The organism is Azospirillum sp. (assembly GCF_050789165.1).
Map to the genome: position 1 here is coordinate 48370 of NZ_JBOZRT010000033.1, position 19808 is coordinate 68177.

At 70.5% G+C, this 19808-nt stretch carries 16 protein-coding genes and 1 other RNA gene; 14 read left to right on the forward strand and 3 right to left on the reverse strand.

Going from position 1 to position 19808, the window contains the following annotated elements:
* Window positions 1-126: 126 nt before the first annotated feature.
* Complete coding sequence (locus ACRWK7_RS06900) at window positions 127-3741, reverse strand: hydantoinase B/oxoprolinase family protein (RefSeq protein ID WP_431855463.1); 3615 nt, start codon at window positions 3739-3741, stop codon at window positions 127-129.
* A gap of 218 nt (window positions 3742-3959) precedes the next feature.
* Between ACRWK7_RS06900 and ACRWK7_RS06905 the strand changes: the two genes are divergently transcribed.
* On the forward strand, window positions 3960-4340 hold the full coding sequence (locus tag ACRWK7_RS06905) for a response regulator (RefSeq protein ID WP_431855464.1): 381 nt from the start codon (window positions 3960-3962) through the stop codon (window positions 4338-4340).
* A gap of 6 nt (window positions 4341-4346) precedes the next feature.
* On the opposite strand, the gene ACRWK7_RS06910 is transcribed toward ACRWK7_RS06905, so the two are convergent.
* Window positions 4347-4778: a MarR family transcriptional regulator gene (locus ACRWK7_RS06910; RefSeq protein WP_431855465.1), complete on the reverse strand. Its 432-nt coding sequence runs from the start codon at window positions 4776-4778 to the stop codon at window positions 4347-4349.
* A 128-nt stretch (window positions 4779-4906) separates the two neighbouring features.
* The gene (locus tag ACRWK7_RS06915; protein WP_431855466.1) at window positions 4907-5467 is read right to left on the reverse strand and encodes a GNAT family N-acetyltransferase; all 561 of its coding nucleotides are present in this window, start codon (window positions 5465-5467) and stop codon (window positions 4907-4909) included.
* Between the two features lie 228 nt (window positions 5468-5695).
* On the opposite strand from ACRWK7_RS06915, the gene ACRWK7_RS06920 reads away from it, so the two are divergent.
* From ACRWK7_RS06920 to ACRWK7_RS06980, 13 genes are all read left to right on the forward strand, one after another.
* Window positions 5696-6442: a TerB family tellurite resistance protein gene (locus ACRWK7_RS06920; RefSeq protein ID WP_431855467.1), complete on the forward strand. Its 747-nt coding sequence runs from the start codon at window positions 5696-5698 to the stop codon at window positions 6440-6442.
* 102 nt (window positions 6443-6544) lie between these two features.
* Window positions 6545-7792, forward strand: coding sequence for a hypothetical protein (locus tag ACRWK7_RS06925; RefSeq protein WP_431855468.1), 1248 nt, complete (start codon window positions 6545-6547; stop codon window positions 7790-7792).
* Window positions 7793-7907: 115 nt separating this feature from the next.
* Window positions 7908-9737, forward strand: a complete 1830-nt coding sequence (locus ACRWK7_RS06930; RefSeq protein WP_431855469.1) for an ATP-binding cassette domain-containing protein — start codon at window positions 7908-7910, stop codon at window positions 9735-9737.
* A gap of 169 nt (window positions 9738-9906) precedes the next feature.
* Window positions 9907-10788, forward strand: a complete 882-nt coding sequence (locus ACRWK7_RS06935; protein ID WP_431855470.1) for a DMT family transporter — start codon at window positions 9907-9909, stop codon at window positions 10786-10788.
* Window positions 10789-10799: 11 nt separating this feature from the next.
* Window positions 10800-11483 carry an N-acetylmuramoyl-L-alanine amidase gene (locus ACRWK7_RS06940; protein WP_431855471.1) on the forward strand — a complete coding sequence of 228 codons (684 nt, stop codon included), beginning with the start codon at window positions 10800-10802 and terminating at the stop codon, window positions 11481-11483.
* A gap of 64 nt (window positions 11484-11547) precedes the next feature.
* Window positions 11548-12153, forward strand: coding sequence for a Uma2 family endonuclease (locus ACRWK7_RS06945; protein WP_431855472.1), 606 nt, complete (start codon window positions 11548-11550; stop codon window positions 12151-12153).
* An 11-nt stretch (window positions 12154-12164) separates the two neighbouring features.
* Window positions 12165-12579: RNase P RNA component class A (gene rnpB / locus ACRWK7_RS06950), an RNA gene on the forward strand.
* A 470-nt stretch (window positions 12580-13049) separates the two neighbouring features.
* Window positions 13050-13547 carry a division/cell wall cluster transcriptional repressor MraZ gene (locus ACRWK7_RS06955; protein ID WP_431855473.1) on the forward strand — a complete coding sequence of 166 codons (498 nt, stop codon included), beginning with the start codon at window positions 13050-13052 and terminating at the stop codon, window positions 13545-13547.
* The gene (gene rsmH / locus ACRWK7_RS06960; protein WP_431855474.1) at window positions 13544-14521 is read left to right on the forward strand and encodes a 16S rRNA (cytosine(1402)-N(4))-methyltransferase RsmH; all 978 of its coding nucleotides are present in this window, start codon (window positions 13544-13546) and stop codon (window positions 14519-14521) included. Before ACRWK7_RS06955 ends, rsmH begins: the two co-directional genes overlap by 4 nt.
* Window positions 14518-15162: a cell division protein FtsL gene (ftsL, locus tag ACRWK7_RS06965; protein ID WP_431855475.1), complete on the forward strand. Its 645-nt coding sequence runs from the start codon at window positions 14518-14520 to the stop codon at window positions 15160-15162. Before rsmH ends, ftsL begins: the two co-directional genes overlap by 4 nt.
* The gene (locus tag ACRWK7_RS06970) at window positions 15159-16925 is read left to right on the forward strand and encodes a peptidoglycan D,D-transpeptidase FtsI family protein (protein WP_431855476.1); all 1767 of its coding nucleotides are present in this window, start codon (window positions 15159-15161) and stop codon (window positions 16923-16925) included. Before ftsL ends, ACRWK7_RS06970 begins: the two co-directional genes overlap by 4 nt.
* The gene (locus ACRWK7_RS06975) at window positions 16897-18348 is read left to right on the forward strand and encodes a UDP-N-acetylmuramoyl-L-alanyl-D-glutamate--2,6-diaminopimelate ligase (protein WP_431855477.1); all 1452 of its coding nucleotides are present in this window, start codon (window positions 16897-16899) and stop codon (window positions 18346-18348) included. The genes ACRWK7_RS06970 and ACRWK7_RS06975 overlap by 29 nt, the downstream gene beginning before the upstream one ends.
* Entirely contained in the window at window positions 18345-19805 is a 1461-nt protein-coding gene (locus tag ACRWK7_RS06980; protein ID WP_431855478.1) for a UDP-N-acetylmuramoylalanyl-D-glutamyl-2,6-diaminopimelate--D-alanyl-D-alanine ligase, read from the forward strand. Before ACRWK7_RS06975 ends, ACRWK7_RS06980 begins: the two co-directional genes overlap by 4 nt.
* Window positions 19806-19808: the final 3 nt, after the last annotated feature.

Genomic DNA, 19808 nt, shown 5'->3' on the forward strand with positions numbered 1-19808 from the left:
GTGCATGCACTGGGCCCCCATCCCAACCTTCCCCCACTTCGCGGGGGAAGGAGCCAGTCCCCTCCCCCGCGAAGTGGGGGAGGGTTAGGGTGGGGGCCCGAAGCGCAAACGTCCCCGCTGACGCCGTCACTCCTTCGTCCCATACCCTCCCCCGCCCGGCGTCTCGATGACGAAGACGTCGCCGGCCTCCATCAGCGCCTTGTCGGTGGGGCCGAGCTCCTCGACCCGGTGGTCGGTGCGCTGCACCCAGGTGCGGCCGGGCTTGGCCGGCTCGCCGCCCTTCAGGCCGAAGGGCGGGATGCGGCGGCGGTTGGAGAGGATGGCGGCGGTCATCGGCTCCAGGAAGCGCACCTTGCGCACCACGCCGTCGCCGCCCCGCCACTGGCCGGCCCCGCCGGAGCCGGGGCGGATGCGGAAGCTCTCCACCAGCACCGGGAAGCGCCACTCCAGCACCTCCGGGTCGGTGAGGCGGGAGTTGGTCATGTGCGTGTGCACCGCCGACGTGCCGTGGAAGCCCGGCCCGGCGCCGGAGCCGCCGCAGATCGTCTCGTAGTACTGGTGCCGGGCGTTGCCGAAGGTGAAGTTGTTCATCGTCCCCTGCGCCGAGGCCATGACGCCCAGCGCACCGTACAGCGCGTCGGTGATGCACTGCGAGGTCTCGACGTTGCCGGCCACCACCGCGGCGGGATGGCCGGGGGACAGCATGCTCCCCTGGGGGATGACGATCTCGATGGGCTTCAGGCAGCCCTCGTTCATCGGGATCTCGTCGTCCACCAGGGTGCGGAAGACGTAGAGCACCGCCGCCCGGCACACCGCGCTGGGGGCGTTGAAGTTGCTGGCCAGCTGCGCGCTGGTGCCGGTGAAGTCCACCCTGGCCGAGCGCGTCGCGTGGTCGATGGCGATCGCCACCCGGATCACCGCGCCGTTGTCCAGCACCAGGGCGAAGCGTCCGTCGGTCAGCACGCCGATGGCGCGGCGCACCTGTTCCTCGGCGTTGTCCTGGACGTGGCGCATGTAGGCGCGCACCGTCTCCAGCCCGAACTGGCCGCAGACGCGGCGCAGCTCCTGCACGCCCTTCTCGTTGGCGGCGATCTGCGCCTTGAGGTCGCCGAGGTTCTGCTGGACGTTGCGCACCGGGTGCGGGCCGGAGGTCAGGAGTTCGACCGCCTCCGCCTCGCGGAACGCCCCGCCCTCGACCAGCAGGAAGTTGTCGATCAGCACGCCCTCCTGGTCGATGGTCGTGCTGTCCGGCGGCATGGAACCGGGGGTGGCGCCGCCGATGTCGGCGTGGTGGCCGCGGCTGGCGACGTAGAACAGAACCTCCTCACCCTTCTGGTCGAACACCGGCGTGATGACGGTGATGTCCGGCAGGTGGGTGCCGCCGTGGTAGGGGTCGTTCAGCATGTAGACGTCGCCGGGCGTCATGGCGCCCTTACGGCCTTCGATGACCGCGCGCACGCTCTCGCCCATCGATCCCAGGTGCACCGGCATGTGCGGCGCGTTGGCGATCAGCCCGCCGCCGGCGTCGAACAAGGCGCAGGAGAAGTCCAGCCGCTCCTTTATGTTCACCGAGTAGGCGGTCTTTTCCAGCGTGAAGCCCATCTGCTCGGCGATGGACATGAAGAGGTTGTTGAAGACCTCCAGCATCACCGGGTCGGCCGCGGTGCCGATGGCGGTGCGGGCCGGCAGCGCCTCGACCCGGGTGAGGACGAGGTGGTTCTTGCGCGTCACCTCGGCCATCCAGCCGGGCTCGATCACCGTGGTGGCGATCGTCTCGCGGATCACCGCCGGGCCGAAGATGCGGTTGCCCGGCATCAGCGCGTCGCGGTCGAAGACCGGCGCTTCGCGCGAGCGGCCGCCGGTGTGGACCGTCAGGTTGCCGAGCCGGCGCGGCAGCGCGCTGGTGGGCGGCGGGGGGAGGTCGGCGTCGTCCGCCGCCTCGGTGCGGCCGGCCGCCTCGACCGAGACGGCCTCGACCACCAGCGGCTTGCCGTCCATCATGAAGCCGTAGCGCTGGCGGTGCGCCGCCTCGAACGCCGCCTGCATGGCCTCCAGCGGGCCGAAGGCGACGGGCAGCGGGGTGTCGGAGCCCTCGACCTTGACCAGAGCCTTGCGGAGGATGGCGGTGCGGGACTCCTCGACGCCCTGGCGGGCCAGCTCGGCCCGGCCCTCGGCCTCCAGCGCGTCCAGCGCCTTGGAGAGCGCCGGGATCAGCGCGGCGTCCAGGCGCGCCTCCACCGCGCGCTCGCGGATCGCCACGGTGTCGGCCAGCCCGATGCCGTAGGCGGACAGCACGCCGGCGTGCGGGTGCAGGAAGACCCGCGTCATGCCCAGCGCGTCGGCCACCAGGCAGACGTGCTGCCCGGCCGCGCCGCCGAAGCCGTTGAGGGTGTACTTGGTGACGTCGTAGCCGCGCTGGACCGAGATCTTCTTGATGGCGTTCGCCATGTTGTCCACGGCGATGGTCAGGAAGCCCTCGGCCACCTGCTCCGGCGAGAGGTCGCGGCCGGTCTTGTCGCGGACCTCGGCGGCGAGCGCCGTGAACTTCGCCCGCACCACCTCGGCGTCGAGCGGCTGGTCGGCGTTGGGTCCGAAGACGCGCGGGAAGAAGTCGGGGTGCAGCTTGCCGACCATGACGTTGCAGTCGGTCACCGTCAGCGGCCCGCCGCGGCGGTAGCAGGCCGGGCCGGGGTTGGCCCCGGCGCTCTCCGGCCCGACGCGGAAGCGGGTGCCGTCGAACACGCAGACCGAGCCGCCGCCCGCCGCCACCGTATGGATGTGCATCATGGGCGCGCGCATGCGCACGCCGGCCACCACCGTCTCGAAGGCGCGCTCGTACTCCCCGGCGTAGTGCGTCACGTCGGTGGAGGTGCCGCCCATGTCGAAGCCGATGACCTTGTCGAAGCCGGCCATGCGCGCGGTGCGCACGGCGCCGACCACGCCGCCGGCCGGGCCGGACAGGATGGCGTCCTTGCCATGGAAGAAGCGCGCGTCGGTCAGGCCGCCGTTCGACTGCATGAACATCAGCCGCACGCCGTTCAGCTCGCCCGCGACCTGCTGCACGTAGCGGTGCAGGATCGGCGACAGGTAGGCGTCGACCACCGTGGTGTCGCCGCGCCCGACGATCTTCATCAGCGGGCTGACCTCGTGGCTCACCGACACCTGGGTGAAGCCCAGCGAGCGGGCGAGCGCCGCCACCTGCCGCTCGTGGTCGGGGAAGCGGTAGCCGTGCATCAGCACCACCGCGCAGGCGCGGAAGCCCTCGGCGTAAGCCTGCTCCAGCGCCAGGCGCACCGGGCGCAGCTCGACCGGGCGGATCACCTGGCCGTCGGCGCGCAGCCGCTCCGGCACCTCGATGACGCGGTCGTACAGCAGCTCGGGCAGGACGATGCGGCGGGCGAAGATGTGCGGGCGCGCCTGGTAGCCGATGCGCAGCTGGTCGGCAAAGCCCTCGGTGATCAGCAGCAGGGTCTTCTCGCCCTTGCGCTCCAGCAGCGCGTTGGTGGCGACGGTGGTGCCCATCTTCACCGCCTCGACCCGCTTGGCCGGGATCGGCTCGTCCGGGGCGAGGCCCAGGAGGTCGCGGATGCCCTGCACGGCAGCGTCGCGGTAGCGCTCCGGATTCTCGGACAGCAGCTTGTGCGTCAGCACCGCGCCGTCCGGACGGCGCGCCACGATGTCGGTGAAGGTGCCGCCGCGGTCGATCCAGAACTGCCAACGACCCGCGCTTCCCGTGTCCATACCCGCTCCTCCCGGTGTGCGGCACGGAGTGTGGCGATTGCCGGGCCCAGGTCAACCCGCCAGCGCGCGCAACCCTCGGTATCGCGTCGAAACGGCGCACCCGGGCGCTGCGGACGAGTCCTTACCTTTGTCTCCGGATATTCTGTCGCATGGCGGCTCCCGGGGCGCCATGTTAACGTTTTTTCTGCGGAAACACTTTGCGGGAGGACACCGGAACCATGCGAGTCCTCATCGTCGACGACGACGCCGGGTTGCGTGACATTCTGCGCGACCGGCTCCTGCCGCGCGCCGACGCCGTCGACCTCGCCGCCGATGCGGCGACCGCCGAGGCGATGGCCGGGCGCGGCTACGACGCGCTGCTGATCGACATCATCCTGCCGGACTGCGACGGGGCGACGCTGATTCGCCGGCTGCGGAAGGCCGGGGTGCGGTCGCGCATCGTCGCCATGTCCGGCGGCGGCCCCGGCCGCTCCGCCCTGGAGGCGCTGGCGAGCGCCGAGGCGCTGGGCGCCGACGCGGTGCTGTTCAAGCCGTTCGACACCCCCCGCCTGCTCGACGCCGTGTTCGGCGCGGCGCGGCCGGCCGCGGCGGCGGAGTAAGACGCCCTACCGGTTGCCCCGCGAGGGCGCCGGCATGGCCGCCAGGAGCTGCGAGACGACGCCGGCAAAGTCGCGCCGCACCTCATCGGCCAAGCCGTTGATGGGGTTGCACAGCAGCGCCAGAGGGTCGCCCTCCAGCACCACCATCCCCTGTTCGGTGACCGAGACCTCCTGCCGGCGGCCGTCCTCGGCCGACACCATGCGGGCCAGCAGGCCCTTGCGCACCAGGGCGCGCACCGTGTCGTTGGCGCTAGCCCGGCTGACGCCCTGAAAGCGGGCGAGCGACACCGCCGTCTTGCTGTCGGTCAGGTCGCGGGCGAAGAAGCGCAAGGCCGCCCATTGCGCCGGGTTCAGGCCGCCGGTGAAGGCTTCCACATGGTAGCGGCGGAACAGCGCGTCCAGCAGTTCCGCCGTGGCTCTCGCCGAAGATGCCGTCATCGCGCCGGTCCGCACACCTCTATTGGGGTATAGATGACGATACCGGCTCGGACATGATTGTTCAACAATCAGAAAGCAAATGTCCCGGTCATAGACACATCAGCAAGTAATAATGTGCAGGGCACAGATCATGCGGCCTGCCCGACCACGCCCCCCTGCCATTGGTCGAGGACCGCGCCGACCGCGCCGGCCCCGGCCTCGAACGCCTCCAGCGCCAGCGAGAACTGGTTGGGCGGCGGCAGGCCGATGGCGACGGCGAGTTCGCCGCCGTTCAGCTCCAGCGCGCCGCCGAACCGCCGGGCAAGCCGCCGGATGCGCCGGTTGTCGCCCAGCGCCAGCATGTGCACCCTGGCGATGCCGCGATTGCGGGCGATGGTGAGGGCGCGGCGGACCAGCGCGGTGCCCACCCCCTGCCCCTGGAATGGCGTCTCGACACTGACCGCCAGCTCGGCCTCATGCGGCCAGATCAGGCGGTCGGTGCACAGCTCGACCGCGCCGCGCAGTTCGCCCTGGTGAAAGGCGCCGACCACCGTCGTCCGCCCCCAGTCGAGGGTGGCGCAGTGCCGCTCGATCACCGCGTCCGACACGGTGCCGGCGAAGCGGGCGTAGCGGTCCTTGCGCTCCAGGCGCAGTAGATGGCCGGGATAGCGGTGACGTTGCTGCGGAAGCAGCGTGCGATAGACTGGCATGGGCTCCTGCTCACGTAGCCAACTCGATGACACACGTTCCGGAGCGTCCGTCCCTGCGATGCGGCCACGGTCGGTGCCGCGGCTCTCGTTTTATATTGCAGTGCAACATGGGGAGGGCGCCGGAAGTTCCAATCGAAAGGGTGGGATGCAGCCCTGCGTGTGACGCAAGCGCCACAGTTGGCGCGGCGGCGGAGCGCCGTTATGCTCCGACACCAAGGGAGCAACACCATGAGCATCTGGGGCAAGATCCTGGGCGGAGCCGCAGGCTTCGCCATCGGCGGGCCGCTGGGCGCGCTGCTGGGCGCGGTGGCCGGGCACGCGGTCGACCACATCGCGCGCTGCGGGCCAGAGGACACCGAGCCGAAGGACGGCACCAAGTCCATCGTCTTCACCATCGGCGTCGTCGTGCTGGCGGCCAAGCTGGCCAAGGTGGACGGCCTGGTCCGCCGCGTCGAGGTCGAAGCGTTCAAGCGCACCTTCGAGGTGCCGTCGGACGAGTTGAAGAACGTCGGCCGGGTCTTCGACTTGGCGCGCCGTGATTCGCAGGGCTTCGAGGTCTACGCCCGGCAGATCGCCGGCCTGTTCAAGCCGGGCGACCCGGTGCTGGAGGAGTTGCTGGAAAGCCTGTTGCGCATCGCCGAGGCCGACGGCGAGGTGCACGACGCGGAATTGGGCTACCTGCGCGACGTGGCGGGGATCTTCGGCTTCGACGAGCCCGAGATCCGGCGCATCCTGGCCGAGCACTGCGCGCTGTGCGGCCGGCCGGATGCCGACCCTTACGCGGTGCTGGGCGTGGCGCGCGACGCCGACGACGCGGCGGTCAAGGCCGCCTACCGCCGCCTCGTGCAGGAACATCACCCCGACCGCCTGATCGCCCAGGGCCTGCCCGGGGAGTTCGTCGATCGCGCCACCGAGAAGATGGCGGCAATCAACGCCGCATATTCGCGTATTCAGAAGGAACGGCAGCCGGCGTAACATCGCACCGTTGCATGGGCGGGACTGCATAGACGGCTTGTCTGCGCAAAATTGATCTGTTCTCCTCATCGGGGTATTTCCCTACGCTGAGGACGACCGCCGATGTTCCGCAGGCTGCTGCCCGCACTTCTCTGCCTGATCACGATCGCAGCGCCGGCCGGGCTGGCGACGGCGCAGACCACCGCCCCGCCGCTGGCCGTCCTCAACTTGGCCGACGGCGTGATCGCGGCGCGGGACATGGTGACCTTCCGCCTCGGCCCGGCGCCCGGCACAGCGGCGGCGGGCACCTGCACCGACTGGCTGACGGCGCTGCGGAACCAGTCCTGGCAACTGTACGTGGAGGACAAGCCGGCCGCCGGCAGCGTCGGCGAGGTGCGGCTGGACTGCGAAAGCCCGACGGTCGTCCGGGCCTCCGTCCGGCTGCTCTACGAGGGCCTGCCCGCCGAGGTGCTGAAGCGGGTCGACAGGCCGGTGAGCAACATCGGCGAGGCGTTCGGCGGACAAAGCATGTCGGTGAACGTCGGCCCGCCGGAGGCCGCGATCGGCCCGGCGCAGCCCCTCTGGGTGCGCAACACGGCGACGTGGCAGCGCGCGGCGGCGGTGGCGACGCTGCTGCTCGGCCCCCTCGCCTTCTTCCTGCTGGTCTTCCGCACCAACATCGCGCGCGATCCGATGCCGCCGCAGTACGTCGGCGGCAACGTCCCCTGCCCGGGCGACTGCCGGCCGTCCTACAGCCTGTCGCGCACGCAGTTCCTGTGGTGGCTGTTCATCGTCACCATGTGCTTCCTGGTGATCGTCATCTTCACCGGCCGGACCGACACCATCAGCAGCGACACCCTGGTCCTGCTGGGCATCGTCAGCGGCACCTCGCTGCTCGCCGTGACCCAGGACCAGCGCAAGGCGAAGGACGAGAACGCGAAGCGCGCCGAACTCGCCGCCGACTACCAGAAGATGGCCGATGCCCCGGCCGCCGCCGTCGCGGCGACGCCGACCCCGGCGGAGACGCCGGGCGCGCCGGCGGGGGACGCCGCGCCGGCCAACCCCGAGCCCGTCAAGGCGATGAAGCTCGACGAGCTGGCGCACGACGTCCACAACGCGTCGCGCGACTTCTTCACCGACGTGCTGACCGACGCCAACGGGCTGAGCGTACACCGCCTGCAGATGCTGGTCTGGACGGCGGTGCTGGGCGCGGTGTTCCTGGTGAAGACCCTGCGCACCATGGGCATGCCCGAGCTGGACGACAACCTGCTGATCCTGATGGGCATCAGCAGCGGCACCTATTTCGGCTTCAAGATCAACGAGACGCAGGTGCCCCCGGCGCAGACCGGGACGAAGCCGGCGACCGGCTGACGATCGCCCCGTAATATTGGGGGTGCGTTTCTGGGGGGTCGCCGGACGCGGGCGGGAGGGGTATACACATCCCTCCCCGCCCGTTCCGCCTCCTATATTATGTGACCCGCTCATCATGGCCCCTCCCGCTCCCATCGTCGCGCTCCAGGGCGTGTCCGTCACCTTCGGCGGGCGCCCGCTGTTCGAAGGCATCGACCTCGCCGTCGGGCGCGGCGACAAGGCGTGCCTCGTCGGCCGCAACGGTTCCGGCAAATCGACGCTGATGAAGGTGCTGGCCGGCATGGTCCACGCCGACGCCGGCACCGTGTTCGTGCAGCCGGGCTCCCGCGTCGCCTACCTGCCGCAGGAGCCGGACTTCGCCGGCTTCGCCACCGTGCACGACTACGTGGCCGCCGGCCTGCCGGCGCCGGAGCAGGACGAGGCGCACCGCGTCGACGCCGTCCTCGACCACGTGCAGCTGGCCGGACACCTCGACCCCACCACGCTGTCGGGCGGCGAGGCGCGCCGGGCGGCGCTGGGCCGTACGCTGGTCGGCGAGCCGGACGTGATGCTGCTGGACGAGCCGACCAACCACCTCGACCTGCCCACCATCGAGTGGCTGGAGGAGGAGTTGCAGGCGTTCCGCGGCGGGCTGCTGCTGATCAGCCACGACCGCGCCTTCCTCTCCCACCTGTCGAAGCGCACGCTGTGGCTCGACCGCGGCGGCATCCGCATCTCGGAAAAGGGCTTCGCGCAGTTCGAGGAGTGGCAGGCCGAGGTGTTCGAGGCCGACGAGGCCGCCGCCCACAAGCTCGACCGCAAGATCGTGAGCGAGATGAAGTGGCTGCGCGAGGGCATCTCGGCCCGCCGCACCCGCAACATGGGCCGCGTGCGCGCGCTGATGCAGCTGCGCACCGACCGCGCCGAGCGCATCAAGGGCGGCCAGCAGGCCAAGCTCGCCATCGCCGAGGCCGAGCGCGGCGGCCGCATGGTCATCGAGGCGGAGCACGTCGCCAAGGCCTTCGACAGCTCCGAGGGGCGCAAGGTGGTGGTGAAGGACTTCTCCACCCGCATCCTGCGCGGCGACCGGGTCGGCGTGATCGGCCCGAACGGCGCCGGCAAGTCGACGCTGCTGAAGATCCTGACCGGGCAGCTGGAGCCGGACAGCGGCACGGTGAAGCTGGGCACCAACCTGGAGACCGCCTATTTCGACCAGCGCCGCGAAGGGCTGGACCCGGAGGAGACGATCCGCCACGTGCTCTGCCCGTTCGGCGGCGACAAGGTGATGGTGAACGGCCAGCCGCGGCACGTCGCCGGCTACATGAAGGACTTCCTGTTCGACACGCGCCAGCTCGACAGCCCGGTCAAGAGCCTGTCCGGCGGCGAGCGCAACCGGCTGCTGCTGGCCCGGCTGTTCGCCCGGCCGTCCAACATGATGATCCTCGACGAGCCGACCAACGACCTCGACATGGACACGCTGGACCTGCTGGAGGACGTGCTGGGCGACTACCAGGGCACCCTGCTGCTGGTCAGCCACGACCGCGACTTCCTCGACCGGCTGGTCACCAGCACCATCGCGCTGGAGGGCGACGGCTCGGTGGTGGAATACGCCGGCGGCTACTCCGACTATCTGGTGCAGCGCCAGCCGGCCGCGAAGGCGGCCCCCGCGGCGGCCAAGCCCAAGCCCGCCGAGACGGCGCCGGCCGCGCCGAAGCCGCGCGGCAAGCTGAGCTACAAGGACCAGCGCGAGCTGGACGAGCTGCCCGGCCGCATGGACAAGCTGGGGACGGAGATCGCGAAGCTGGAAGCGGCGATGGCCGACCCCGACCTGTTCACCCGCGACCCGGCGAAGTTCCAGAAGACCTCGGACGCGCTGCACGCCAGGCAGACCGAGCTGGCGGCGGCCGAGGAGCGCTGGCTGGAGCTGGAGGCGCTGCGCGAGGAATTGGAAGGCGGCCGGGGATGACGGGCCTCACCGCGCCGCGCACGTTCCTCCCATCGACCATTTCTCCAGGCCGTCATCCCCGCGAAGGCCGGGATCCATACGTTCCACGACCGCACGCTTTGGGAATTATGGATCCCCGCCTTCGCGGGGATGACGGTCATAAAGGTATTGGAAGCGGGAGAGTCGCCTGATGAGCCCGCTCGACCTCGGCGTGGCGATGCTGGTGGTGGCGCTGTGGGGCATCAACTTCGGCGTCGCCAAGGTCGCGCTGCTGGAGTTCCCGCCGCTGTTCCTGATGGCCTTGCGCTTCTTCATCGTGGCGGCGCTGCTGCTGCCCTTCGTGCGGATGCCCCGCGGCAAGCTGCTGGGCGTGCTGGCGCTGTCGACCATCCTCGGCACCATCCACTTTCCGATGATGTTCAACGGCATCAAGGGCATCGACGCGGCCACCGCCTCGGTGGTGGCGCAGTTGCAGGTGCCGTTCGCCTCGCTGCTGGCGGCGGTGGTCTTCAAGGACCGGCTGGGCTGGAAGCGGGCGGTCGGCATGCTGGTGGCGTTCGCCGGCGTGCTGCTGATCGCTGGCGAGCCGCGGCTGGGCGACAGCCTGGGAGCGCTCGGCCTCGTGGTCGGCGGCAGCTTCGCCTTCGCCGCCGCCAACGTGCAGATCAAGCGGCTGGGCGACATCGACGGCTTCGCGCTGAACGCCTGGATGGGGCTGTTCGCGGCGCCGCAGCTGCTGGTGCTCTCGGCGCTGTTCGAGCACGGCCAGTGGGAGGCGGTGCGGAACGCCAGCTGGGCCGGCTGGGGCTCGCTTCTTTATATAGCGGTGCTGGCGACCATCGTGGCGTACGGGCTGTGGTACCGGCTGATGCGGCGCTACGACGTCAACCAGGCGGTGCCGTTCATGCTGCTGATCCCGCTGTTCGGCGTGCTGTCCGGCGTCGTGCTGCTGGGCGAGCCGGTGACCTGGACCCTGGCGGTCGGCGGCCTGATGACGGTGGCGGGGGTGGGCATCATCGTGCTGCGCCGGCCGCGCGTGGTGGTGAACGACAAGGTGACGAACCTGACCTAGGAGGGGTTGCCGTGCGCCTGATCGACCTCCCCTCCCCCAACCACGGGCCGCGGCCGGACGGGGCGCGCGCCGAGCTGCTCATCCTCCATTACACCGGCATGCCGACGGCGGCCCACGCGCTGTCCCGCCTGTGCGACCCGGCCGCCCAGGTCAGCGCCCACTACACCGTGGACGAGGACGGCACCGTCTACGCCCACGTCCCCGAGGACCGCCGCGCCTGGCACGCCGGGGTGAGTTCGTGGCGGGGGCTGGGCGACGTCAACGGCCGCTCCATCGGCATCGAGATCGTCAACCCCGGCCACGAGTTCGGCTACCGCCCCTTTCCGCCCGTGCAGATGGACGCGGTGGAGGAGTTGTGCGTGGCCGTGATGGGACGCCATGGGATCCGCGCCGAGGACGCGCTCGGCCACAGCGACATCGCCCCGGCGCGCAAGGAGGATCCCGGCGAGCTGTTCGACTGGCCCCGGCTGGCGCGGGCCGGCGTCGGGCTCTGGCCCATGCCGTCCCAGGCGGACGAGGGGCCGTTCACCGGCGACGAGGTGGCGGAACTGCTGGGACGCTATGGGTACGACGCCGCCGCGCCGCGCGCGCTGCTGTCGTTCCAGCGCCACTTCCTGCCGGAGCGGATGACCGGCGTGGCGGATGACGAGACGGTGCGGCGGTTGCGGGCGCTGGTGCGGGTGACGGGGCGGTAGGCGGTATCGCCGCGCGCCGGCTTCTCCATTATATTAAAGGCATCGGCTGGCGTCGGAGGCCCCCATGTCCGAGTTCGCCTACAAGCGCATGACCGTGGACGAGTTCCTCGTCTGGGACGACGGGACCGACACGCGTTACGAGCTGATCGACGGCGTGCCCGTCGCCATGGCGCCGACCTACGGCGGCCACCAGATCATCGCAGCCAATTTCGGCCGCCACCTCGCGAACACGCTCGACGCGCGCCCGCCCTGCCACGTCCGGTCCGAGGCCGGCATCCTCAAGCCGAACAGCATCCGCACCTACTTCCAGGGCGACCTCGCGGTGACCTGCTCGCCACACGAGGCGGGGCAGTACGCCATCCCCAATCCGGTCGTCATCGTCGAGATCCTCTCCCCCTCCACCGAGGCGGACGACCGCAAGGTCAAGCTGCCGGTCTACCGCTCCATCCCCTCGGTGCAGGAGATCGTGCTGGTCCATTCCGAACGGCTGTACGCCGAGGTCCACCGGCGCCTGGACGACACGCGCTGGCAGGTCGACCTGCTGACCGAGCCGGAGGACGTGCTGCGCCTCGACAGCGTCGGTTATGCACAGCCCCTCGCCCTGCTCTACGCCAACGTCGATCTGGGAAAATCCCCCACCACCGTTGCATCCGGCGAGTCGTCCCTATAAATAGGCCCCTGCCAGACGGCTGGATGGTCGCCTTCGGCTTCGCGCCGGGGGAGGAAAGTCCGGGCTCCACGGAAACACGGTGCCGGTTAACGGCCGGCGGGGGCAACCCCAGGGAAAGTGCCACAGAAAGCAAACCGCCCACAGCAACCTTGGTTTTCCAGGGGGGCCTTGGGTAAGGGTGAAAGGGTGCGGTAAGAGCGCACCGCGCCCCCGGCAACGGGGGTGGCAGGGTAAACCCCACCGGGAGCAAGACCGAATAGGGACGGCCGGGCCCGGCATCCTTGGGATGCTGTGGGCCAAGCGTGTTTCCGCGCTGCCGTCCGGGTTGGTCGCGCGAGGCGTCCGGTAACGGGCGTCCCAGATGAATGACCATCCACCGGGGTTCATCCCCGGGGACAAAACCCGGCTTACAGGCCGTCTGGCATTTTATCCCCACATCTTTCCACAGGCGGTGGATATCTTGGGGCGCATTCCCATGCTATCCCATGCCCGCCCCGTGCCGCCTACCCACTGCAGGTAGGCCATTCGGGGGATACGATTCGTACGTGCGCAATGTTATTTCATGATCCAACAACGCTTCGTTCCAGGAACATTCGTGGAACCTTCTGTGGATAAGTTATCCACAGCCCGATAAACTGCTGGAATGTTGCGAGAATTCTCAAATGCCGATTACCTATTTGCTGAGAAGCAACACATCCGGCGAAATGTCTTGACACCCCAGACCGATTACTAGAGGGCCCGTTGACGCCCATACCGTCCCATGCTATCCCATAGACACCCAGAGAAGAGGGTATCCCTACCCAGTGTAGGTACATCTTTGGGTCCAACGGGGGCTTTCGGGTCGTAGGGCGCGGCGGTGTTGCCGCGGCGGGTTTTCGGGGGAGACCAAGGGGCCTATGGCCGTATTCCTGTCCACATACGTCAACAAGGTCGACAGGAAGGGGCGCGTCTCGATTCCGGCGCAGTTCCGCCAGTCCCTTGCCAAGACGTCTGCGCCGGGAACGGTCTATCTCTGGCCGTCGCTGAACCATCAGTGCCTGGAAGGCGCCGACCAGGACTATCTCGACATCCTCTCCGACAGCCTCGAGTCCCCCGACCTCGACTCCGACGAGCGCGAGATGATCGAGACGTTCATCTTCGGCAAGCTGATCCCCGTCTCCATGGACAACGAGGGCCGCATCTCCCTGCCGCCCTCGCTGGCCGAGTTCGCCGGCATCACCGAGGAAGCCTCCTTCATCGGCCGCCGCAAGACCTTCCAGGTGTGGGAGCCGAAGGCCCTGCAGGCACACGAGAACGCGCTGCGCGACCAGGTCGTGCGCAAGGACATCTCGCTCAGCCAGATCGTCGCCAAGGCATCCCGCGGCGCCGCCGCGCGAGGAGGGGAGGGCGCATGACCCCGGCCTACCCCCTGCACACCCCGGTCCTGCTGGCCGAGGTGGTCGAAGCCCTGATGCCTGTCGACGGCGGCGTCTACGTGGACGGCACCTTCGGCGCCGGCGGTTACAGCCGCGCCATCCTGGCTGCGGCCGATTGCCGCGTCTGGGGCATCGATCGCGATCCCGACGCCGTGGAGCGGGGCAGGGCGCTCGCCCTCGCCCACCCCGGCCGGATCGAGGTGGTCGAAGGCCGCTTCGGCGCCATGGACTCCCTGCTGGGCGAGCGCGGAGTCGAGTCGGTGGACGGCGTGGCGCTCGATCTCGGCGTCTCCTCCCCGCAGCTCGACCAAGCGGAGCGCGGCTTCTCCTTCCGCTTCGACGGCCCGCTCGACATGCGCATGGGACGGGATGGGCCGAGCGCCGCCGACGTGGTGAATGCCGCGTCGGAGGAGGAGCTGGCCGACATCGTCTTCCACTACGGCGAGGAGCGCATGGCGCGCCGCGTCGCCCGCGCCATCGTCGCCGCCCGCAAGGAGGCGCCGATCACCCGCACGGCGCAGCTGGCCGACATCGTGCGCCGCGTGGTGCCGAAGTCGGGCCGCGACGGCATCGACCCGGCGACCCGCACCTTCCAGGGCCTGCGCATCCACGTGAACGACGAGCTGGGCGAGATCCGCCGCGGCCTCGCCGCCGCCGAGCGCATCCTGAAGCCGGGCGGGCGGCTCGCCGTCGTCTCCTTCCATTCGCTGGAGGATCGCGAGGTCAAGGCGTTCCTGAAGGAGCGCTCCTCCCCTCCCCCGGCCCCGTCGCGCCACGCCCCCGCAGTGGCCGGCGACCAGCGCCAACCCTCGTTCCGCCTGATCCACCGGAAGCCCGTGGCGCCCGGCGAGGCGGAGCTGAAGAACAACCCCCGCGCGCGCTCCTCCCGGCTGCGCGCGGCTGAACGCACCGCGGCGCCGGCCTTCCCGGCGCCCGCCAAGGAGGCGGCATGAAGGGCAAATCCGCTCTGGTCTGGCTCGGGCTGGCCGGCGTCGCCGGCGCCGTCCTCTTCCAGACCAGCTACACGGTGCAGAACCGCGAGGAGCAGCTCGCGACCCTGAACCGCAAGATCGTCGCCGAACAGGAGGCCATCCAGATCCTGAAGGCGGAGTGGAGCTACATGAACGACCCGTCGCGGCTGGAGACGCTGGCGCGCACGCACCTGTCGCTGCGCCCGACCGACGCCCGGCAGTTCGTGGCGTCCGCCGAGATCATACCGATGCGCCCGGCCCCTGCCCCGCTGCCGGAGATCCCGCCGATGGCCGGCCTGTCGCCGCTGCAGACGCAGAGCGGCATCGTCCGGGCGTCGGCGCCCGCCGCCGCGCCGGCCCCGGCGGCGATCCAGGCGGTGGTAAAGTCCGCCCCGGCGCCGGCCAAGGTCCCTGCCCCGCCCGCCCATCAGCCTCCCGCCCCCGCGGAGCCGGCCGCCGCCAAGGTGGCGCCGAAGGTGCAGCCGGCCGTCGCCAAGCCGCAGCAGCCGGCGCCGCAGACCCTGACGCCGCCGAAGAACCTTGTCCCGGCCAAGCAGCCGCCGGCGCCGCCGAAGACCGATTCGCTGGGCGTGATGATCGCCCGCCTCGGAGGCAACCGATGACCGACACGCGGCTCGGCTACGATCCCATCGGGGCGGTCTACGCCTCCGCGCCGACGGTGAGCAAGCCGCGCAGCTCGCTCTCCGTCGCGCTGGAGCAGACGCGCAACCGCCTGATGGTGACCGCGGCCGTGGTCACGCTCGCCTTCACCGCCATCGGCGCCAAGCTGGTGGACGCCACGCTGCTGCGCGGCGGCGCCGAACCGCGGCAGATCCAGGCCGCCGAGGCGCACGCCCCGCCGGTCGGCCGCGCCGACATCGTCGACCGCAACGGCAACCTGCTGGCGACCTCGCTGGCCACCGCGTCGCTGCACGCCGATCCCAAGGTGGTCATCGACGCCAAGGAGGCCGCGCGCAAGCTGGTCTCCGTGCTGCCGGAGCTCGACTACAAGGAAGTCTACGAGAAGCTCTCCAGCGAGAAGCGCTTCGTCTGGATCAAGCGCAACCTGACGCCGCGCCAGCAGGCGCAGGTGCACCGCCTGGGCCTGCCCGGCCTGTATTTCGAGCGCGAGGAGCGCCGCTTCTACCCGGCGACGCAGCTGGCGTCGCACGTCGTCGGCTACACCGGCATCGACAACAACGGCCTGGCCGGGCTGGAGCGCGGCTTCGACAGCCGGCTGCGCAACGACCCGAGGCCGTTGCAGCTCTCGCTCGACCTGCGCCTGCAGCACATCCTGAAGAAGGAAGTGTCGGCCGCGGTGGAGGAGTTCCGCGCGGTGGGCGCGGCCGGCATGGTCTACGACGTCAAGACCGGCGAAGTGCTGGCGATGGTGTCGCTGCCCGACTTCGACCCGCACGACCCCACGGGCCTCGACCAGGACACGCTGTTCAACCGGGCGACGCTCGGCGTGTTCGAGATGGGCTCCACCTTCAAGATCTTTAACACCGCCATGTCGCTGGAATCGGGCAAGGTGCGCCCGACCGACCTGTTCGACGCCGCCAAGCCGATCTCCATCGGCCGCTTCACCATCAGCGACTACCACAACATGCACCGCGCGCTGACGGTGGCGGAGATCTTCCAGCACTCGTCCAACATCGGCTCGGTCCGCATGGCGCTGACCGCGGGCATCCCGACGCAGCGCGCCTTCATGCAGAGGATGGGCTTCATGCGCCCGACCTCGCTGGAGCTGCCGGAGAACGGCTGGCCCCTCGTGCCGAACCCCTGGCGCGAGATCAACGCCATGACCATCTCGTTCGGTCACGGCATCTCGGTCAGCCCGATGCACACCGTGGCGGCGGCCGCGTCGGTGATCAACGGCGGCATCATGCACCCGCCGACCCTGCTGAAGCGCGACCCCAACGCCGAGGTGCCGGGCGAGCGCGTGGTCTCGCCGCAGACCTCCGACGTCATGCGCCGGCTGTTCCGCCTGGTGGTGACGGAGGGTACGGCCAAGGGCGCGGCCGCGCCCGGCTACGTCGTGGGCGGCAAGACCGGCACCGCCGACAAGCAGAAGGGGCGCCACTACGTCAAGAACGCGCGCATGTCGTCGTTCCTCGGCGCCTTCCCGATGCACGACCCGCGCTACATCGTCTACGTGCTGATCGACGAGCCGAAGGCGACCGCCAAGACCTACGGTTTCGCCACGGGCGGCTGGGTGGCGGCGCCGACGGCGGGGCGCATCGTCCGGCAGATCGGCCCGCTGCTCGGCGTCCAGCCGGTGGACGAGAACTCGCCGGACATCCGTGCGGCGGTGGACATCAACATCAACGGCACCATTCCAGCCCGGGGGAGCACCGTTGCTTCTGTCCCGACTCCTACCCGCTGACCATCATCAGGTCCGCGACATCGACGTGACCGGGCTGACCGCCGACTCCCGTGCGGTCCAGCCCGGTTTTGTGTTTGCGGCCCTGCCTGGAACCAAGGCGGACGGCCGCGCCTTCATCGAGGGCGCGCTGGCCAAGGGGGCCGTCGCCGTGCTGGCGCCACCCGGCACCACCCTGCCCGCCGGCTCGGCCGCCGTGCTGATCGAGGACGAGCAGCCGCGCCTGGCCTTCGCCCGCATGGCCGCCGCGTTCCACGGCCGCCAGCCGGAGACGGTGGTGGCGGTGACCGGCACCAACGGCAAGACCTCCACCGTGCAGTTCGCCCGCCAGCTGTGGACCGCGCTCGGCCACAGGGCGGCGGCGCTGGGCACGCTGGGCATCACCGGCCCCGGCGTGGACAAGTACGGCGCCATGACCACCCCCGATCCGGTGCTGCTGCACAAGACGCTCGCCGAGGTGGCGGAGGCCGGCGTCGACCACCTCGCCATGGAGGCGTCGAGCCACGGGCTGGACCAGTTCCGCCTCGACGGCGTGCGGGTCAGCGCTGCGGGATTCACGAACCTCACCCGCGACCACCTGGACTATCACGGGTCCATGGAGGCCTACGCGGAGGCCAAGGCGCAGCTGTTCGGACGCGTTTTGTCACCGGGCGGCGGCGCCGTGCTGAACGCGGACTCCCCGGAATTTTCCGCCCTCGCCGAGATTTGTACCCAACGCGGTCACCGCCTGTTCGGGTATGGGTTTGCCGGCCGCGAACTGACGGTCCGCAGCGTGGAGCCGATGCCGCACGGGCAGCGCCTGCACCTGACGGTCCTCGGGCGCGAGCACACGGTGGAACTGCCGCTGGTCGGCCGGTTCCAGGCGTGGAACGCGCTGTGCGCGCTGGGTCTCGTGCTCGCCACGGGCTCGGACGCGGACAAGGCGATCGAGGCCCTGGCGGCGCTGGACGGCGTCAAGGGGCGCATGCAGCACGTGGCGACGCACCCGAACGGGGCGCCGGTGTTCGTGGACTTCGCCCACACGCCGGACGCGCTGGAGACGGTGCTGACGGCGCTCCGCCCGCACGCGGCCGGGAAACTGGTCGTGGTGTTCGGCTGCGGCGGCGACCGCGACCGCGGCAAGCGTCCGGTGATGGCCGAGCTGGCCGGCCGTCTGGCCGACCGGGTCATCGTCACCGACGACAACCCGCGCACCGAGGATCCGGCGTCCGTCCGGGCCGAGGTGCTCGCAGGCTACAGGGAAGCCGAGGAGATCGGCGACCGTCACGCGGCGATCCGCGCGGCCGTCCGGGGGCTGGCCCCCGACGACGTGCTGGTCATCGCCGGCAAGGGACACGAGCAGGGACAGATTGTCGGCACCGAGGTGCGGCCGTTCGACGATGCGGCCGAGGCCCGGGCCGCCGTAGCGGAGATCACCGGAGCATGAGCGAAGACGCCCTGAAGCCGGTCCTGTGGACCGCCGAGGACGCCGCCGCCGCCACTGGCGGCCAGGCGAGCACCCCCTGGCGCGCCACCGGCGTGTCGATCGACAGCCGCAAGGTGGAGCCCGGCGACCTCTTCGTCGCCATCCAGGGGCCGAACTTCGACGGGCACGACTTCGTGGCGCAGGCGCTGGCCAACGGCGCCGCCGCGGCCATGGTCAGCCGCGTGCCGGCGGGCGTCGCCGCCGACGCCCCGCTGCTCGCCGTCGAGGACACGCTGGCCGGCCTGACCGACCTGGGCCGCGTCGCCCGCATGCGCACCAAGGCCCGCGTGATCGGCGTCACCGGCTCGGTCGGCAAGACCGGCACCAAGGAGGCGCTGCGCCACTGCCTGTCGGCGCAGGGCCGCACCTTCGCCACCGAGGGCTCGCTGAACAACCACTGGGGCGTGCCGCTGTCGCTGGCGCGCATGCCCGAGGACAGCCAGTTCGCCGTCTTCGAGCTGGGCATGAACCACGCCGGCGAGCTGGGGCCGCTGTCGCGCCTCGTGCAGCCGGAGGTCGCCGTCATCACCACGGTCGAGGCGGTGCACCTGGAGTTCTTCGCGACGGTCGAATCCATCGCCGACGCCAAGGCCGAGATCTTCGAGGGCATGACGCCGCAGGGCGTCGCCGTTCTGAACCGCGACAACCCGCACTTCGGCCGGCTGCTGGCCGCCGCCCGCACCCAGGGGCTGAGCCGCATCTGGGGCTTCGGCGGCCACGAGGACGCCGAAGCCCGGCTGCTCGAGTGCTCGCTGCACGCCACCTGCTCGACCGTCACCGCGTCGTTCAAGGGGGAGCGCATCCAGTACTGCCTGTCGCTGCCCGGCAAGCACTGGGTGATGAACAGCCTCGCCGTGCTGCTGGCGGTGCGCGCGGCCGGCGGCGACCTCGCCACGGCGGCGCGTTCGCTGTCCACCCTGCAGCCGGTCAAGGGCCGCGGCACGCGCAAGCGCGTCCAGCTGGCGCACGGCGCCTTCACGCTGATCGACGAGAGCTACAACGCCAGCCCGGTGTCGGTCGCCGCCAGCATCGAGGTGCTGGGCAAGGTCGATCCGGGGGCCGGCGGGCGCCGCATCGCCGTGCTGGGCGACATGCGCGAGTTGGGCACCCGCGCCGACCAGCTGCACGCCACCCTGTCGACGCCGCTCAAGGCTGCGCACATCGACACCGTCTACTGCTGCGGCCCGCACATGAAGGCGCTGTGGGACCGCCTGCCCGCCGCCATGCGCGGCAGGTACGCCGAGGACAGCAAGGCGCTGGCGCCGCTGCTGGCGGCCGACGTGCGCGGCGGCGACGTGGTTCTGGTCAAGGGCTCCGCCGGGAGCCGCATGGCGCTGGTGGTCGAGGCGCTCTCCGCGCTCGACCAGAACACTCCTTCTTCTCGGCCGCAGGCCGCCATCAACGGTCAGCGGGGCTGAGTT

Coding starts and splice junctions, on each gene's coding strand:
- ACRWK7_RS06980 (WP_431855478.1), top strand. CDS start 18,345: ATGAGCGAAGACGCCCTGAAGCCGGTCCTGTGGACCGCCGAGGACGCC.
- ACRWK7_RS06945 (WP_431855472.1), top strand. CDS start 11,548: ATGTCCGAGTTCGCCTACAAGCGCATGACCGTGGACGAGTTCCTCGTC.
- ACRWK7_RS06955 (WP_431855473.1), top strand. CDS start 13,050: ATGGCCGTATTCCTGTCCACATACGTCAACAAGGTCGACAGGAAGGGG.
- ftsL (WP_431855475.1), top strand. CDS start 14,518: ATGAAGGGCAAATCCGCTCTGGTCTGGCTCGGGCTGGCCGGCGTCGCC.
- ACRWK7_RS06915 (WP_431855466.1), bottom strand. CDS start 5,467: ATGCCAGTCTATCGCACGCTGCTTCCGCAGCAACGTCACCGCTATCCC.
- ACRWK7_RS06910 (WP_431855465.1), bottom strand. CDS start 4,778: ATGACGGCATCTTCGGCGAGAGCCACGGCGGAACTGCTGGACGCGCTG.
- ACRWK7_RS06905 (WP_431855464.1), top strand. CDS start 3,960: ATGCGAGTCCTCATCGTCGACGACGACGCCGGGTTGCGTGACATTCTG.
- ACRWK7_RS06920 (WP_431855467.1), top strand. CDS start 5,696: ATGAGCATCTGGGGCAAGATCCTGGGCGGAGCCGCAGGCTTCGCCATC.
- rsmH (WP_431855474.1), top strand. CDS start 13,544: ATGACCCCGGCCTACCCCCTGCACACCCCGGTCCTGCTGGCCGAGGTG.
- ACRWK7_RS06935 (WP_431855470.1), top strand. CDS start 9,907: ATGAGCCCGCTCGACCTCGGCGTGGCGATGCTGGTGGTGGCGCTGTGG.
- ACRWK7_RS06970 (WP_431855476.1), top strand. CDS start 15,159: ATGACCGACACGCGGCTCGGCTACGATCCCATCGGGGCGGTCTACGCC.
- ACRWK7_RS06900 (WP_431855463.1), bottom strand. CDS start 3,741: ATGGACACGGGAAGCGCGGGTCGTTGGCAGTTCTGGATCGACCGCGGC.
- ACRWK7_RS06925 (WP_431855468.1), top strand. CDS start 6,545: ATGTTCCGCAGGCTGCTGCCCGCACTTCTCTGCCTGATCACGATCGCA.
- ACRWK7_RS06930 (WP_431855469.1), top strand. CDS start 7,908: ATGGCCCCTCCCGCTCCCATCGTCGCGCTCCAGGGCGTGTCCGTCACC.